Origin of the sequence: Flavobacterium nitrogenifigens, assembly GCF_003254565.1 — a bacterium.
Lineage (GTDB): Bacteria > Bacteroidota > Bacteroidia > Flavobacteriales > Flavobacteriaceae > Flavobacterium > Flavobacterium nitrogenifigens.
The window spans coordinates 319508-337278 of sequence record NZ_QJRI01000180.1 but is presented as its reverse complement, the minus strand read 5'-3'; the positions used below and the strand labels follow the sequence as shown (position 1 = coordinate 337278).

Annotated in this window: 9 protein-coding genes; 3 read left to right on the top strand and 6 right to left on the bottom strand. The window is 33.6% G+C overall.

The genetic code is table 11. The features are described 5' to 3' along the window. Positions 1 to 8: 8 nt before the first annotated feature. Positions 9 to 2033 (top strand): TPR end-of-group domain-containing protein, encoded by a 2025-nt coding sequence (locus tag DM397_RS20015; protein WP_111379208.1) that lies wholly within the window; start codon positions 9 to 11, stop codon positions 2031 to 2033. A 117-nt stretch (positions 2034 to 2150) separates the two neighbouring features. After that, on the top strand, positions 2151 to 2324 hold the full coding sequence (locus tag DM397_RS23960) for a hypothetical protein (protein WP_167511670.1): 174 nt from the start codon (positions 2151 to 2153) through the stop codon (positions 2322 to 2324). Between the two features lie 202 nt (positions 2325 to 2526). Here DM397_RS23960 and DM397_RS20010 read toward each other — a convergent pair whose 3' ends face one another. Then, positions 2527 to 4146 (bottom strand): ABC-F family ATP-binding cassette domain-containing protein, encoded by a 1620-nt coding sequence (locus tag DM397_RS20010; RefSeq protein ID WP_111379207.1) that lies wholly within the window; start codon positions 4144 to 4146, stop codon positions 2527 to 2529. A gap of 256 nt (positions 4147 to 4402) precedes the next feature. Between DM397_RS20010 and DM397_RS20005 the strand changes: the two genes are divergently transcribed. After that, the gene (locus DM397_RS20005; protein WP_111379206.1) at positions 4403 to 5395 is read left to right on the top strand and encodes a virulence RhuM family protein; all 993 of its coding nucleotides are present in this window, start codon (positions 4403 to 4405) and stop codon (positions 5393 to 5395) included. 105 nt (positions 5396 to 5500) lie between these two features. On the opposite strand, the gene DM397_RS20000 is transcribed toward DM397_RS20005, so the two are convergent. The 5 genes from DM397_RS20000 to DM397_RS19980 all read right to left on the bottom strand — a co-directional run bounded on the left by DM397_RS20000 (position 5501) and on the right by DM397_RS19980 (position 17771). Continuing rightward, a complete protein-coding gene (locus tag DM397_RS20000) occupies positions 5501 to 6271 on the bottom strand; it encodes a TlpA family protein disulfide reductase (protein WP_111379205.1) in 771 nt (256 codons plus the stop codon). A 427-nt stretch (positions 6272 to 6698) separates the two neighbouring features. Next, the gene (chiA, locus tag DM397_RS19995) at positions 6699 to 11435 is read right to left on the bottom strand and encodes a T9SS-translocated chitinase ChiA (RefSeq protein ID WP_111379204.1); all 4737 of its coding nucleotides are present in this window, start codon (positions 11433 to 11435) and stop codon (positions 6699 to 6701) included. 496 nt (positions 11436 to 11931) lie between these two features. Next, positions 11932 to 13998 carry a beta-N-acetylhexosaminidase gene (locus DM397_RS19990; protein WP_111379203.1) on the bottom strand — a complete coding sequence of 689 codons (2067 nt, stop codon included), beginning with the start codon at positions 13996 to 13998 and terminating at the stop codon, positions 11932 to 11934. Between the two features lie 155 nt (positions 13999 to 14153). Then, positions 14154 to 16091, bottom strand: coding sequence for a glucosamine-6-phosphate deaminase (gene nagB / locus DM397_RS19985; RefSeq protein ID WP_111379202.1), 1938 nt, complete (start codon positions 16089 to 16091; stop codon positions 14154 to 14156). Between the two features lie 102 nt (positions 16092 to 16193). Next, positions 16194 to 17771, bottom strand: coding sequence for a RagB/SusD family nutrient uptake outer membrane protein (locus DM397_RS19980; RefSeq protein WP_111379201.1), 1578 nt, complete (start codon positions 17769 to 17771; stop codon positions 16194 to 16196).

Sequence of the window (17771 nt, the reverse complement as noted above, 5' to 3'; positions counted from 1 at the left end):
TAAGATATATGAATACAGCTACTATTGAAGATTTAGCATACTTGATAAATCAAGCGAAACAGGAAAACCTTCCTAAACCGATTGTATTTTTGGGTGCTGGAGCTTCTAAATCAGGAGGAGTTCCTCTTGCAGCAGAAATAACAAAGGATATATTAATTAAATATGCAGATAAGCCTAACATCAAAAATCTTGAAGAAAGCGACAAAACATATCCAACTTTAATGTCTTGTCTTACTCCTTTTGAAAGGAATAAACTGTTGAAACAATATATTGAGGAGGCTAAAATAAATGTAACTCATATTTATTTAGCACAATTAATAATCAATGGATATGTTGATTATGTTCTTACTGTGAATTTTGACAATTTAATGCTTAGAGCATTGGCTTTGTTCAATGAATTCCCTCCCACTTATGACATGGCAATTTTAAAAGACTTAACCACAACAAGTTTTAAAGAAAAATCAGTTGTTTATTTACATGGTCAGCATCATGGTTTATGGCTTCTTAATACAAAAGAAGAAATGGCCAAAGTAAATGAAATGATTCCCCCTATTTTAAGCAGTATTAAAAACCAAAGAGTATGGATATTTTTAGGATATAGCGGAGAAGACCCTATTTTTCAACATATAACAAAACTAGGGAGATTTGACAATGGCCTTTATTGGATTTCATATAATCAAAATAATCCATGCGATAGAGTATGCACAAATTTACTTCAAAAAGATAACACAAATGCTTTTTTGATAAAAGGTTATGATTCAGATTCATTTATGCTACAACTTAATAGTGAATTAAAATTGCCTCAACCAGCAATAATTGACACGCCTTTTACCTCTTTAAGTCTTACTTTAGAAAACATCGTTGATATAGAAGACAAGGAGCATTTTAAGGGTGTAAAAGAAAGATTAGAAATTGTAAAAAAAGATGTTCAACTAGCCATTCAACAATTTGAAAAAGGTGAAATGGTTGAAAATAGAGCTTTAAAAGAAAGTATAGATAAAAATCTTCTACAAAAAGAAATAATAGATGAAATAATCAATAAAAACTTCAATCAAACAAAAATTGAAAACATTGAAAAAAAATCAGAACCCCTTAAAGATCCCGAAATAAAGAAATTACTAGCAAAATATTATTTAACGTGGGCTAGCGAAATATCACAAAAAGCAACATCACAAAACAATAAGGATTTATTCAAAGAAAGTTTTGATAAATTTAGCAAAGCTTCTAAGTTAGACCCAAAAAATTATCAAACTTTTAATAATTGGGCAGCCGCATTATATGACAACTTCAAAATAGATGATAATAATGAATTATATAATGAAGGGATTTTAAATTGCAAAAAGGCTGCAAAACTTGACGATTCACAATCTGACGCTTATATAAACTGGGCTTTTTTCCTTAGTCAAAAAGCTAAAAATAAAAATGATGAAAAATTATATCATGAAAGTATTGAGAAAATTAGTCTTGCATACGAAAGAGAGCCTGATAGTCAACTTTGTTTAATTTTTTGGGCTGACAATTTATGTGAGATAGCAAAAATTACAAAAGACAGAAAATTCTATTTAGAAAGTCTAGAAAAATATGAAGAGGCTTATATCTTAGATCATACTAATCCAACTTTATTTGCAAATTGGGCTGATACTCTTTTTCATTTTGGTAAGAATGATAATGATGATAAATTGTTCTATGAATCTTTTGAAAAATTTAAAATCTCCCAAAGTTTAGCACCTAAAAGTCATGAGATACATGGTAAATGGGGATTTGCTTTGGCAGAATATTCAAAATTACGTAACAAACCTGAACTTCTTGAAGAAAGTTTAAAATTACTAAATACCGCTGTTAATTTAGGTGGCAAAAGTTATAATTTAGCCTGCTTATACGCATTATTAAACGATAAAGTAAATTCGTTAGCACTACTTGATAAAAGTTTAAAAAATAAAGATGTGCTTTTAAGTCATGTAAAGAACGATAGCGATTGGGAGTTACACAAAGACGACTATGAATTCCAACAAATAATTTCAAAATATGAATAATTATCTTTTATACTAAAATCTAAATAATATAAATCCTAAAACATTTCCAAAAAATTCTATAACACATTTCCCTGATTCGTGAATTAATTTTAAGTATCAATTTAAAATATCAGAATCATGCAAAATAAAATACTAAGATTGTTAATGGTATTCTTAATACTATTTTCATTTACAAGCTGTGAAGTTATAGGAGACATTTTTAAAGCCGGAATGGGATTCGGGATTTTTATCGTAATTTTTATTATTGCGATTATTATCTGGATTTTCGCCAAAATGTTTGGAAGTAAATAAGTGATAAATAACAAATTAAAAAATCCCAAATTCCAATTTTTATAGCTGTGATTGTTTTTTTTTGCCACGAATTACACAAATTAGCACAAATTTAATTCGTGGAAATTCGTGTAATTAGTGGCTATATTTTTAAACACAAAAAATCCCAAACTCCAAGTTTTATTTGGAATTTGGGATTTTTAATATATTGGAATTTCAAAAATTAAAGATTGTACATCTTCTTTCTTTGTTCCTGAATTTTTTCATCATCAAGATATTCGTCAAATGTCATGTAACGATCGATAACTCCGTTTGGTGTCAATTCTACGATTCTGTTACCAACTGTTTGCGCAAACTCGTGGTCATGTGTTGTGAAGATTACAGAACCTTTAAAGTTTTTCAATGAGTTGTTGAAAGCTGTAATAGATTCTAGATCTAAGTGGTTTGTTGGCTCATCTAGCATTAAAACGTTAGCACGCTCCATCATCATTCTAGACAACATACAACGTACTTTTTCTCCTCCTGATAAAACTCTAGACGTTTTTAAAGCTTCTTCTCCAGAGAAAATCATTTTCCCTAAGAAACCTCTAATAAATACCTCATCACGCTCTTCTTCTGTTTTAGCGTACTGACGTAACCAGTCTACTAAACTCAAATCGTTTTCGAAATATTTATGGTTTTCTGCTGGCAAATACGCTTGGTTGGTTGTAATTCCCCAGTCAAAACTTCCAGCGTCTGCTTTTTGTTCTCCGTTTAAGATTTCGTAGAAAGCCGTTGTAGCACGTGAATCTTTAGAGAAAAGAACGATTTTATCGCCTTTTGCCATATTCAAATCAACATCTTTGAACAAAACTTCTCCATCTACAGAAGCTGCTAAACCTTCAACATTCAAAATCTGATCTCCAGCTTCACGATCCTGATCAAAAATAATTGCAGGATAACGACGGCTAGATGGTTTGATTTCGGCAATATTTAATTTCGAAATCATTTTTTTACGAGAAGTTGCTTGTTTCGATTTCGCCACGTTTGCACTAAAACGACGAATAAATTCTTCCAACTCTTGTTTCTTCTCTTCTGCTTTTTTGTTTTGCTGCGCACGTTGTTTTGCTGCCAATTGACTAGACTCGTACCAGAAAGTATAGTTTCCTGAATAGTGATTGATTTTTCCGAAATCAATATCAGAAATATGTGTACAAACCGCATCTAAAAAGTGACGGTCGTGAGATACAACGATTACAGTATTTTCGTAGTTTGCTAAGAAGTTTTCTAACCAAGCGATTGTCTCGAAATCCAAATCGTTGGTAGGCTCATCCATAATCAGCAAATCAGGATTTCCGAAAAGTGCCTGCGCCAAAAGCACACGAACTTTCATTTTTCCTTCCATATCAGCCATTAAAGTATAATGATCTGCTTCTGTGATTCCTAAGTTAGATAACATTGCTGCTGCATCAGAATCGGCGTTCCATCCGTTCATTTCTTCAAACTGAACTTGTAACTCCCCTATTCTGTCTGCATTCGCATCATTATAATCTAAATAAAGTTCATCCATTTCTTTTTTAACAGCGTACAGAACTTTATTTCCCATTAAAACGGTTTCCAAAACGGTATGCTCGTCGAACATGTTGTGGTTCTGGTTTAAAACCGACATACGTTTTCCTGGCTCTAAATGAATATGCCCTGAAGTTGGATCAATATCGCCCGAAATCACTTTTAAGAAAGTAGATTTTCCTGCTCCATTAGCTCCAATAACGCCGTAAATATTTCCGTGAGTAAACGTAGTATTTACTTCGTCGAATAAAATTCTTTTACCAAACTGAACTGATAAATTATTGACTGTTAACATGAATGTCTTTTTAATTAATTTGGTGCAAAAGTAGTGAAAAAGGTTCTAAGTTGCAAAGATGCTAAGGTGCTAAGGTTTTTTATGCTGATGAAGGTTTCTCGCAAAGTCGCGAAGGCGCAGAGTAAAGAATTTTAAGGAAAAAACAAAACTATTTAAATAATATAAGTTTGTTAAAGCTAAACTTAAATTTTCTTACATAACTTATATTGTTTAAAATTACATTTTACTTATCTTCACTTCTTATTTTAGTTGAATTATGCAAGCGCCAATTTTATTATATCAAACCTCTGAAGCCAATATCAATATTGAAGTTACTTTTTTGGATGAAAACTTTTGGCTCTCTCAAAAAACAATGGGCTTATTGTTTGGAGTCGAATCAAATACTATAACATATCATTTAAAAGAAATTTTTAAAAGCTTAGAATTAGAGCCTGATTCAACTACTCGAAAAATTCGAGCAGTTCAAGTTGAAGGGAAAAGAGAAGTAAACAGAGAAATTGATTTTTATAATCTCGACGCTATTATTGCAGTCGGTTATAGAGTAAATTCTAAACAAGCTTCTCAGTTTAGAATTTGGGCGACCAAAACTTTAAAAGAATTTATTATTAAAGGGTTTGTTCTTAATGATGAAATGCTGAAAAATGGAAAAGCTTTCGGTAAAGATTATTTTGAAGAATTACTGGAGCGAATTCGTGAAATTAGAACTTCTGAAAGACGTTTTTACCAAAAAATAACAGATATTTATGCTCTTTCTGCAAATTATGAAAGAGATAGTTCAGAAACCAAAACTTTTTTTGCAATTGTTCAAAACAAACTTCATTGGGCAATTACTGGTAAAACTGCTGCCGAAATTATTTATACAGAAGCAGATGCAACTAAAATCTATATGGGACTTTCAACATGGAAAGATGCTCCAAATGGAAAGATTCAGAAAAGTGATGTCAGTGTTGCTAAGAATTATTTAAATGAGGCGCACCTACAAGAACTAAACCGAATTGTTTCCGCTTACTTGGATCTTGCCGAAAATTATGCTAAACGTCAAATTATTATGCAAATGGAAGATTGGACAATTTTTCTAAATAATTTTTTGCAACTTTCCAATTATCCAATATTAATAGATAAAGGAAAAATATCTTTTCTCAAAGCAAAAATTAAAGCAGAAATGGAGTTTGACAAATATAGAATTATCCAAGACAGAGAATATTTATCTGATTTTGACAGAGAAATAATGAAATTAAAAAAGGAATAATTTCAACCATATCAGTGATATAAGTTCATTGAAAACTAAACTTATAATTTCTGCAATAGTAAAAAACACTTACAATCTCTTATATGAACTTATACGGTTAAAAAACTAAAGTTTACTTTCTTTAGATAGTGCCACTTCAAGACTTTCAAAATTAGGAAGCACTTTTGTAATCATTCCTTCTTTGTTTAGAATGAAATGTGTTGGGAAAGAATTCAACTGCAAAGCATTATTCATGTATTCTTTCATATCAGGAATCACAGAATAGGATAATGGTTTTCTGGCTAAAAATGTTTTTAATTGTTCTGCTGAATCTTCGGCTAAACTCATAAAAACAATATCTTTTCGGTCTTTGTATTCTTCGACTAATTTGTTGACTTGTGGAAATTCTCTAATGCATGGCGTGCAGTGAATGTACCAGCATTTGATCACAATTATTTTTCCTTTCATGGATTCGTTGGTTACCAGATTTCCGTCTAAATCTTTGAATGAGAATTGCGGAAAAGCGGTTCCTTCCATTTTATAATTTTTAAAAGCATCAAAACCAATTTGGTTAATTGTTGCTTTTATACTTGTATCTGTTTTTGGCTGAATTTTAAATAATTTATAAACGTAAACATTCGCTTCTGATTTCAATCGAACTGGAATGAAATTTCCGTTTGCTAATTGATCTAAAAAAACTTCTTTTGAGATTTCTTTTGATTCAGCATCAAGTGCAGTGAAATCTCTCGAGAGCATAATTCCTTTATTATAAACCGACCATTGCTCGTAAGTTTTCTGAATTTGAACAGGATCGACTTCTGGATTTCCGAATTTATTTTGACTGAAAGAAGTAGTAAAACTTAAAAAGGTGATTAAAAGGGCAAATATTTTTTTCATGAAGTTTTATGCGATAATTGTAAAATCAAAAGTAATTAAAATAGTTTTTAATTTGGGTTAATTGTTTAGAAATGGTACGCGGATGATGCAGATTCGCTAACGCGAAAACGCGGCTAAAAACAGATTTTTTTATTTAATTTTTTAGATAGATTAATATAAAGAATCCGTTTTTATCCGCGTCTTTACGAAGTAAATCCGCCTCATCCGTGTACTATATTGAGTTATTATTTCATTTATTAAAAGTTATAAAAAAAACCTGGCAACAAAAATTGCCAGGTTCATAATGCGCTACTTGAGGCAAAAACCAAATAACAAATTACCTCAATTCACAGCATTTAAGAAATAAAAATTAGGTTAAAAAATAAATAACCAAACTCAATTTTAACCGTCCCAACTTTCTTATTTCTAAATTTTCAATTCTTTTATTTTAGTTTAAAAAGTTCATTACTTTCAATGACTTTTTGTGTCCAGATTTGTCTGTTACAATCACAACAAATATTTGTTTACTAGCAAAACTTGGGCTATTAAGCAATACTTCTTTATTGTTTTGGAGATTTCTATGGCTTGTAACATTCTGCCCTATCGTATTGAATACATCAACTTGAGCAATTTCTTCTGTTTCATTAGATACCGACAAAGTATTGTTTCTAAAATAAGCCACAGTCGTATTGCTTTCAGCCGTTATATCTTCTACAGCCAATGTTTTTGCTGTAGCTTGTGATGCAAAATAAGCTGCATACGCTTTAGACAATTCAGATGAATTTCCACAAGAAGAAGCATCCCAGTTTACCGACCAAGTCATTAAACCTCTTAAAGAAGGATACGGTCCGCCTGGCTGCATAGTGTATGTTCTTCCAGAGAAATTGGTTCCGTTTCTTAAATAATCCATAGCATTGATTCCTTCTGTAGGAGTTAGATATCCGCTACCTGCTGCACTTGGACAAGCTGGCAATGCAATAAGAACTTTTGAAGCTGGCAAGCCATCAAAATGCATTCCTGTTGAAGCAATGTTATATCCTTTTATGATCATATCAGTTAAGGCTGTAACCATGTTTGCTTTCTTAGCCGTGCCATAATATTGACCGTCTAATCCGTTTTCTCCTCCTGTGTTATACAATTGTACTGCTAACAAATCTAACTCATTACGCAAGTTTTGAATAATTGGCAAAAACGAACCGAAAGTATCCGTATAAGTCGTATATCCTCCTTGTACGTATTGTGTTTCTGGAGCTGCAGTCAACAAGAATCCAGGACCATAGTACGCTTTTAATTCTTTGAAAGCATCTACTACGTTTTTCAATCTTGGATAAGCAGAAATACCAGCATAAGAAATATCTCTTAAACCTCCTGCGCTAAAATTCATAGATCCGCCTTCAAAATCAATATCAACTCCATCAAATTGATATTCGTCGATAATGGCTTTTAGACCATTAACAAAAATATTTTTCTGAGTTACATTTTCTAAAACAACATGACCATTTTGACCTCCAATAGAAACAATAACAGGAACGCCACTATCTCTTAAAGTTTTGATATCATTTTTCAATAATTGCTTATCGAAAACGCCATTAGTCAAATATCTAGCGTCATTTGTAGTTAATATTGGCGTATAACCATCACGATTCACTGTTTCTACGAAAGAATAATCAACTACGTTAAATTTACTTCCCTTTATTTGAGAAAAATATAAAAATGGAGCAGACGTATTTTCCCAAGAATGCGCGTATCCTAAAATAATTTTAGATGGAAGCGGAATAAATCTATTACCACTTATTGTTGCAATTTTAATTGTATTGTTTAATGTTGTTACCGCAGCTTTATTATCTGTTGCTTTGATTACAATTGGATAATCCTGATAAGCAGTTGGCGTAAAACTGTACGTATAAGTATTATTTGCACCTGCTGTCATATTAAATGTACCACCGTTTATGGTAATCGTAACACCAGAAACCGATCCGTCACTATCAACAGCTGTAACTGAAATTGGCACAGCTTGGAAAGAACTTTGGTAAACAGTTGTATTTGATGGCGAATTCCAAGTAATTACAGGTAATGTGTTTGGACAATTTGCACCTGAACAAGTTAATGTAAAACTATAAGTTTTTGAATCTGTTTGTCCGTTTGATGCTGTAGCAGTAACGGTTAACGTGTGAGAAACTCCAAACTGATTAGCAACCGGTGTCCAAACCGATGTATAAGTTCCTGATGAATTGGTAGCACTTATAGTTTGTCCGTCTAAACTAAATACAACAGATGAGATTGTTGTAGCATCAGCGGCACTTAATCCTACACTTGCCACAAAATTAATTGATGATCCTAAGTTTATAGCTATCGACGAAGCTGTTGGAGCTGTAATGGCAACCACTGGCTTAGTCACAACTGTTGTTTGTGTATTGAAATTATAAATTGTTGGCGTTGTTGGAACAGCAAAATTTGCCAAGTTATTTGGGTAATACGCTACTTCCCCATTTTGCCAAGAATTTAATTTCAAGCTTAAAATCTGATTATAACCTGCTACAACTGAATTATCGAAAGTATAATTTCCTGATGCATCTGTTGTTGCTAGAACACTTTTCCAGTTATGTGTATTATCTGTCCAAGGTAAAACGATTTCCACTTTAGCATTCGCTACAGGCGTAGAACCATTTTTTACAGTTCCGCTGATTAAGTTTGTAGCTGCTGCCAATGCTGCTTTGGCCGTTGAACTTGTATTAAAGTTGTAAACAGTTGGAGTCGATGGAACAGGAAAGTTTGCCAAATTATTTGGGTAATAATTCACTTCTCCATTTGACCAAGTATTTAGTTTTAAACTTGTAATTGTTGTATATCCTGCAACAACTGCATTATCAAAACTGTATTTTCCTTGTGCATCTGTTGTTGCCAAAACACTTTTCCACGGATGTGAATTATCTGTCCAAGGTAAAACCAATTCTACTTTTGCGCCAGCAACAGGAATTGTTCCGTTTTTAACTGTTCCGCTAATTTTGCTCGTAGTTGTTGCAACATCTTGAGTAAAATTCAATGTTTTATTAGCATTCAAGTTAGAATAAACTGTAGATGCTGGTGTAAATGTTTGGCCTGTTAAAGCTGCGGTTACTGTATAATTTCCGCCAGAAGCTAAAGTCAACGAATAGGATCCACTTGCATTAGTCGTTGCAGTAACATTTCCTGCTGTAGATGATGCAGTTACTGTTACGCCAGAAACTGGAGTTGTTCCGTTAAGAACTGTTCCGCTTACAGTGTACGTTACTACTGCTGCTCCTTGAGTGAAATTTAGCGTTTTGTTGGCATCAATTGCATTGTAAACTGTTGAAGCTGGAGTATAAGAGAATCCAGATTTTGCAGCGGTAACTGTAAAGTTTAAACCTGCTGTTAATCCTGCTACGCTGTAAGCTCCACTTGCATTTGAAACTCCTGTTAATGTTGTAGTTCCAGAAACTGCTGAAACTGTAACACCCGAAACTCCTGTTGTTCCGTCTAGAACGGTTCCGCTTACAGTATAAGTTGGCTGAGATCCGTTGATTGTTACTCCAGTCTGATTAACTGTAACATTCGTTAAACTTACAGGAACAAAAGTATAACTAGCTTTTACCGCTGTAAGCGAATAATTTTGTCCTGAAGTTAAATTATTGAAAGCAAAGTTTCCTGTAGCAGAAACTACTGTTTGAATTACCGCATTGCTTGCATTTCGCAATTCAACTGTAACATTGGTAACCAAAGCCGATCCGTTTTTTACAGAACCTGAAATACTAACTGTTCCCGGAACAACGCTTCCAAAAGAAGTATCAACTTGGTTTAATAATGAATTTGGAATTGAACCTCTTGTATCTTGAGATAATTCCCAAATCATACCTCCTGCTAAGTTTCTAGATTTTATATATTGAACTTTTAAATCCATTGACTGTTTATCTTCATAAGAAATAAATTCTTTTGAAGTAGCATTATATAAATAAGGAACTTTTGTAGTGTTATCCCAATATCTCACCCATCCTGCAGAAGCTGCACTTGCAGTAACCTGCATAGTATTTGGATCTAAATAAGCGTGTGAATTGGTAACTGGATTTCCGACTAAATCGCAGATTTCGATACTTCCAGATTTTTCACAAGCTCCAGAACCATCCCATGTTCCTGTTGGGTTTTGTGGATTTGTACATCCAGGAACTACATATCTTGGTGCAGAAACAAACAATCCGTTTGTTGAGTTTGCAGCAACGTTATCGAATTTTTTTCCGTAGAAAGGCAATCCCATGATTAATTTATTCGCAGGGAAACCAATCACATTCAAATATTGATTAGTCAATTCATCTAATGATTCTGATTGCGTTGCGCCATACAACGGATCATTAGGGTTTCCACTTGCATATAAAGGTGCGTTGTAACAAGTTTTATCGTACCAGTTACCGCCAAAATCGTATCCAAAATAAGTGATATAGTCACAATAAGTCGAAATATCTTCTGTCATTCCGTATTGTGCTCTGTTGTTTGGCCCTAAATACTGTTTAGAAACATTTCTAACATTGTTTCCAGCAGCAATTGTAACCAGTTTATTTGGCATTGCCTGACGCATCGCTTTCAATAAAAGCACTAAATTTTTATTGTCATCTGGGCTATATTTTTGTGGAGGAACAGGCGCACCATTTACTATTTCTGTACCGTCAGTTCCGCCAGAAAGAGGATATTCCCAGTCGATGTCGAAGCCGTCAATAAATGGATATGTAGTAATGAAGTTTGCCATATCTGCTGCTAAAGCCGCCCTTGCTACAGGACTTGCAGCAATTGGAGAAAGATCTTGACCTTTTGTCCAGCCTCCTACAGAGATTAAAACTTTTAAATGCGGATACTTTTCTTTCAATTTCATTAAATCATAAAAGTTTCCTTTTACTGGCGCATCCCAAGGAATTCCGCCTTCCATATGCTCAAAATCAGCATAAGTGTCTAAACATTTTAATTTTGTATTCTCAGGATGGGCAGGATCATAAGTGGTCCCATAAAAAGAATAATTTAAATGCGTCAATTTACTCCCATCAATTTTCGGAACATTAAAATCCCGGGCATAGATAGACCATTGAGCATAATACCCTACTACTTTTTTTCCGTGGGCTGGTTGTGCCAACGCAAGTAAGGGAAACAGTAACAAAAAGAGCAATCTGTAATAATGTTTCATAATTAATAAATATTAGTTAATAGAAAATAAATAATTGGGCCACAGCAGTATAAAAACTTCTGGGTTTCGCTCAACTGCAGGTTGGAAGGCTGCTGTCGATTGGAAATAAACTCAAATTAAATTCTATAGATAAATATTACTATTACTGATTTTTACATAATCATTAGCCAATAGTAGTGATTGATATTTATTTATAATTTTTAAAAAAATTAATGTTAAATACAAATGATAAATTTGGGACGACTCATCAATCTATACTCTTTTTTTTGTCATGTTTTGTTTTATTCTCTCTATTTGGTTTTTTAAAGGTTAATACTCCGTTATTGGTTATTTTTAGTTTGTTATAATTTATTACTTAATTGTTGTCTCGGTCTAAAAAACAGAATTCAAAATTTTAATCGTAATTACCTCTGCCATAAGCATGGCAGAGATAATCAACACTCTAAAAAAACATTAGTAACTCAAAAACGTACTAAATACTAATTCAAATCCAACTCTAAATTAATTTCTTTAAACTCTCATAAACAGACAGTTCTACATCGGCATGATCTTTTGTATTGCATTGTTCAATCAATTTTTTCAGATCTGCTGGTGCTAAAGTTGATTTATTATCCAAAACCAATAACAGTTCCTGAGAAGCATCATTCAATTTTTTAGATAATGGTAATATTGGCTGCACCAATGGTGCGTTATTGCTTAATTCTGTTAAGCCTTTGTGAACTGCAATCCACTTCGTGAAAAATGCAGCTACTTTGGCTTTATTGTCTGCCGATTTATTAGCTAAATATTGATTGACAGCCGTATCAAATGCTAGAGCATCTTTGGCATCTGGACCACATGCATCTGCGAATAGGGTAAACGGAGAATACATTTGGTACTCTGTTCCACCTTTATTACGAGTATATCCTTTCAATGGCTCACTTACATTTGAAAAATCTTCTAATGATTTGATATCCTGATTATTTGCAATATTTCTTAAAATCACATCTTTGTTACGAATATGTGTAATACCCAATTCTTCTAATCTAAAAGAAATATTCTCTAAACGTTTACGCATGTTTTCAACATCTACTATATTTTCTGCCGACCATAATCTTTCAGCAATTGCAGCTGTTCTTGGCCAAATTCTAGAATCTATAGTTGTTGGTGTAGCCAATTCTGACCACATTGTAGCTTCTCCACCTAGAATTCTAGCTTTTTCGTCTCCAGTTAAATTAGCTCCTTTTGGCATAGGATCATTTAAGTAATGGCTCGCAATTGGATACATTAAATCGATATAATATCCATTAGACAAAACCGTTTTGTATCCTTTTTTCACTGCCTCTACCAAAGATTGACCTGCTGGCATTCCTTCATTTGGACCTCTCCATGAATGCACAATAGCTTCTTTCGATAAATCTTTAGTTAAAATTTCTTCCCACCCCATCAATTGTTTTCCGTGTTTCTTTAGCATCGGAGCCAATTGCATCGTAAAATACGTTTGCAGTTCGTGATTGGTCTTTAAATTATGTTTCTTTTTAAATTCTTGAATTTTAGGATTTGCATCCCAATCTTTTCCTTCGTTTTCATCTCCTCCAATGTGGAAATAAGCTCCTGGAAACAACGGGCAAACCTCATCAAAAACTTCACTTAATAATTGATATGTTTTAGGATTTGAAGGATCTAATGTTGGTGAAAAAATCCCAGCATTTCTTTCAATTCCATAGGTAGCGATTGCTGTACCTTGAATATTTTTTTCGGATGTTCCTCCTGTCAGCGTAATCACTTTACTTCCAATTTCTGGATAAGCGGTTAAAATTGCAGATCCGTGACCAGGAACATCTATTTCTGGAACAATTAAAATACCGCGCTCATCGGCATATTTTACGATATTTTTAATTTCCTCTTGTGTGTAATACATTCCATCCGAAGCTACTTGTGTAAATCTTGGATGTTTTTTCATTTCAATTCTCCAACCTTGGTCGTCAACCAAATGCCAGTGAAAAACATTCATTTTCATTGCTGCCAATGCATCAATATTTCTTTTAACAACATCGATAGGCTGAAAATGTCTTGAGACATCCATCATTAAACCTCTCCATGTAAATCTTGGGAAATCTGAAATTTTTGAAACTGGAAAATAAAATGTTTTTGAATTGTTTTGAAGCATTTGCAGTAAAGTCTCCAAACCATGCAATGCTCCTAAATCGCTTGATGCGTTTAGAGTGATTTTGTTTGAAGTAATATCTAAATGATAACTTTCGTCTTCATACAAACCAATTTTACCGCTTTTGGTACAATTAATTTGTAATTCTGCATTTGGAACTTCATTTAGTTTTTCAATAAAACCTTGTTCAAAAAATATACCTGTTCTACCATCTAAACGGCGCAAAAAACGAGTTACTCCTCCAAAAATTCTTGGATTTGGATTTCCTGTAATATTAACTTTAAAGTTTTTGCTTAAATTAAAATTACCTTCATTAATAACAACATTCTGAGGCCAAGGCATAAGGTTCAGCTGCTCTTTCTGGACTTGAGCTCCTGCCGATATACCTGCAAATAATAGTACAAATAGATATTTCATTTTTCTTTTTTTTGGTTGGATAGTTTTTAAATAAGTATCCTAATAATTTATATAAAAAAACAAAACTCAGAATGATTTCAGCTTTTACCTCACTTTTGCAATGAGATCAATCTGAATTTTGCTATTTGATTCATTAAAAAACGAATCGGATTTTTTTAGTAATCAAAACGTTTAAAGGCTTCAATCGCTTCGTATTCAGCTAAACCTAATTCATCATATAATACGGCAGTGTTTTTATTTCGATCTTCTGCCCTAACCCAGAATTCACGAGAATCATTTCCTTGAAACATCACTCTATCTTTTTGAGACTGGTGGTGTAAAATGGCATGACGTTTTAATAAAACTTCAGACGGACTTAACGGAACGGCCATATCAATTTCGTGAATATCCCATTCGTGCCAAGCTCCTCTATAAAGCCATAACCAGCAATCATCCATGTACGGTTCTGATTTAAGTTCTTTTAATGCGGCAAAAATGGCATTTAAACAAACCTCATGCGTTCCGTGTGGATCTGCCAAATCTCCAGCTGCAAAAACCTGATGCGGTTTTATTTTTGCGATGATATCTTTTACAATAGCAATATCTTCAGGCCCTAACGGATTCTTTTTAACTTGTCCAGTTTCATAAAAAGGCAGATCTAAAAAGTGTGTATTCTCATCTTTCAACCCGATATATCTTGTTGCTCCGTAAGATTCTCTTCTTCTAATCAATCCTTTTAATTTTCGAACTTCCAAAGAATCAATTTGGTTTTCGGATTTGTTATTTAAAAACTCAATAACCGATTTGAAATTGATATCAGCTTGACCTTCTCCAACAAAATCACTGGCAACTTCTGCAAATTTCAAGGCTTCATCATCTGAAACCGCAATATTTCCTGAAGTTTGGTACACCACATGAACATCGTGCCCTTGCTTAATTAATTTTGAAAATGTTCCTCCCATAGAAATCACATCATCGTCTGGGTGCGGACTAAAAAGAATAATTCTCTTTTTTGCCGGATTTGCCCTTTCTGGACGAAATGAATCATCTGTGTTTGGTTTTCCTCCTGGCCATCCGGTAATGGTGTGCTGTAGAATATTAAACATATTAATGTTCATATCGTAAGCAGAACCTTCCTGAGCCAAAAGGTCAGACATTCCGTTATTGTTGTAATCACGGTCTGTCAACTTTAAAATAGATTGTTTTGTTTTCTGGCAAAGCCAAACAATTGCTTTACTTTTTAATTCGGGAGTCCAAAGACATTCACCAACTAACCAAGGCGTTTTGAAACGGGTTAATTCTGAAGCTGCAGACTGATCTAAAACAAAAGTTGCATTTGGATGATTTTGTAAAAATGTAGCGGGAACCTCAGAACTGATATCACCTTGAACTGTTCTCTTTATGATATCTGCTTTATTTTGTCCCCAAGCCATCAAAACAATGCGTTTTGATCTCATAATTGTTGAAACTCCCATTGTTATGGCACGTTTCGGCACATTATCTATACCGTTAAAAGCAGATGAAGCATCGACTCTTGTGATATGATCTAAAGTGATAATTCTTGTTCCTGAATTGATGTGCGAACCTGGCTCGTTAAATCCAACGTGTCCCGTTCTACCAATTCCAAGCAATTGAAAATCAAGACCTCCTGCATTCTTAATATTCATTTCATAATCGATGCAGTATTGATTAATTTCATCAATTCCCACCGTACCATCAGGAATATTAATATTTTCAGGTTTGATATCAATATGATTAAAAAGATGCTCATGCATGAAATAATGATAGCTCTGATTGTTCTCCTTAGTCATTGGATAATATTCATCCAGATTAAAGGTGATTACATTGCTAAAACTTAGGCCTTCTTCTCTGTGCATTCTCACTAATTCCTCATAAACTTTTATAGGAGAAGAACCTGTTGCCAGACCTAAAACACAAGGCTTATTTTTTTCTTGCTTAGATCTAATTAGCTGCGCAATTTCATGCGCTACAATTACAGAAGCTTCAATAGAATTTTTGAAGATTTCGTTATGAATTTTCTCAAAACGAGTTTCTTCAAATTTTCCAGCGCTTTTGTAACTAATATCAGGTTTTATTTCTAAAGCACTTTTCATTTTTTTCTTTTTTGTAGTAGTTACCCTTTTGGCTTTAAGATATGGTATAGACAGCTTTCACCATCTATACCATACTACTAACCAAACTTAATATTCTCGTTTTTAGAAATTTGGAGCATTAACATCCCACCAAGTTCTGGTTCCACCGTTATCAGGACCGTTAAGTTTTGCAATACCTGTTTTAACACCTTCAGGGTTACCATCTTTTTCAGTAGAAACAAAGTTTATTCTTCTTACACCAAATTCAGTAGTAATTGCACCAGCACTTTGGTTGTTAAGAATTGGTAATAATTTAGGATAACCAGTTCTGCGGTGTTCAGCCCAAGCTTCCATACCGTCAGGGAAATTAGCAATCCATTTTTGAGTAATAATTTTTTGCAATTTCACTTCGTTACTTGCAGTTTCATCCCAAGCAACAGTAACATTATTCACAGCTAAACCACTGTTAAATGGAGCAACTGGATCTACATAATCTTTAGCTTTTTTCACATTATTTGCAATATAGTCAGCAGCACCACCTACAGAAAGCTGTTCAAAAGAAGCTGTAATACCTGCTTTGTAGAATGTCGCAGCGTCACCGCCCATATTCCAACCTCTTAAAGCTCCTTCTGCTCTTAAGAAGTAAATCTCAGCTGCATTTAACCAAACAACTTGTTTGTCTTCGTCTATTATCTTACCAAAATTCGAAAAATTAATGTGTTTTGACTTATCACCAAGAATACCACCTGTACGGATTCCTTTATATTCTCCAGGAAACTGTTCTGAAGTTTTAAAATAAACACTTATTCTAGGATCACTGTAACCTCCCATGATAGACTCCATATCTGCAGACATACGGCTATCATTATATTCGTAAGCAGCAACTCTAAGTGGGTGTTGCGAAACATCTTTATTCACAATAAAGCTGTCTGCATTTACTGTCATTACACCAAATTTTTGGCTAATTGCTTTTTCGGCTTCCGCTTTCGCTAATGTTGGATTAACTTTTACAATACGCATTGCTAATCTTAAACGTAGAGAATTTGCATATCTAACCCATTTTGTATAGTCTCCTTTATAAGTCGAACGATCGATTTTTGTAAAAGAGCTTGCTTCTCCAGCATCAATTCTTTTTGTTAATTCCGTAACAGCAAAATCTAAATCTTTAAACATTAAGCCATAAGCTTCTTCTTGAGAATCATAACCAATTGTTGCATCTGTAGTTCCTAATTTAGAATAAACTATTGGTCCCCATGAATCTGCTGCTTTATGTAAAGTCTGTACTTTTACTATTGTTGCCAAAGCATAAAACTCATCATATTTTCCTTTAGATGCCGCTTCAACTTTTAAGTAATTTGCCATTACTTGTGTGTAAATAGCTTCCCAACCCCAAAGGTTCCAGTTATCTGCAAGTGCATAAGAAAGGTTATTATTACCGTCAAAACCTGGTGCAGTAGTATATCCACCCCAAGTGTTACCCGATAAATCAATAGCCACCTGATACTTCCAACCTGGTACATTTACCATCACGTTGTCAAACATAGTAGTAAAAGGCCCCTTAATATGATTAAAGTCTTGCGTTAGTTCCTCTTGTGTAAAACCATCAGGATTGCTATTAATCTCGTCAAAATTATCTGTACAACCAACTAAGGCCAAAAGACCAAGACAGATTAGTGATTTTTTTATATTATTTGTTTTCAT

Bases quoted from the DNA above. Each gene is read 5' to 3' on its own strand.
- DM397_RS20015 (WP_111379208.1), top strand. From the start codon at position 9: ATGAATACAGCTACTATTGAAGATTTAGCATACTTGATAAATCAAGCG.
- DM397_RS23960 (WP_167511670.1), top strand. From the start codon at position 2,151: ATGCAAAATAAAATACTAAGATTGTTAATGGTATTCTTAATACTATTT.
- DM397_RS20010 (WP_111379207.1), bottom strand. From the start codon at position 4,146: ATGTTAACAGTCAATAATTTATCAGTTCAGTTTGGTAAAAGAATTTTA.
- DM397_RS20005 (WP_111379206.1), top strand. From the start codon at position 4,403: ATGCAAGCGCCAATTTTATTATATCAAACCTCTGAAGCCAATATCAAT.
- DM397_RS20000 (WP_111379205.1), bottom strand. From the start codon at position 6,271: ATGAAAAAAATATTTGCCCTTTTAATCACCTTTTTAAGTTTTACTACT.
- chiA (WP_111379204.1), bottom strand. From the start codon at position 11,435: ATGAAACATTATTACAGATTGCTCTTTTTGTTACTGTTTCCCTTACTT.
- DM397_RS19990 (WP_111379203.1), bottom strand. From the start codon at position 13,998: ATGAAATATCTATTTGTACTATTATTTGCAGGTATATCGGCAGGAGCT.
- nagB (WP_111379202.1), bottom strand. From the start codon at position 16,091: ATGAAAAGTGCTTTAGAAATAAAACCTGATATTAGTTACAAAAGCGCT.
- DM397_RS19980 (WP_111379201.1), bottom strand. From the start codon at position 17,771: ATGAAAACAAATAATATAAAAAAATCACTAATCTGTCTTGGTCTTTTG.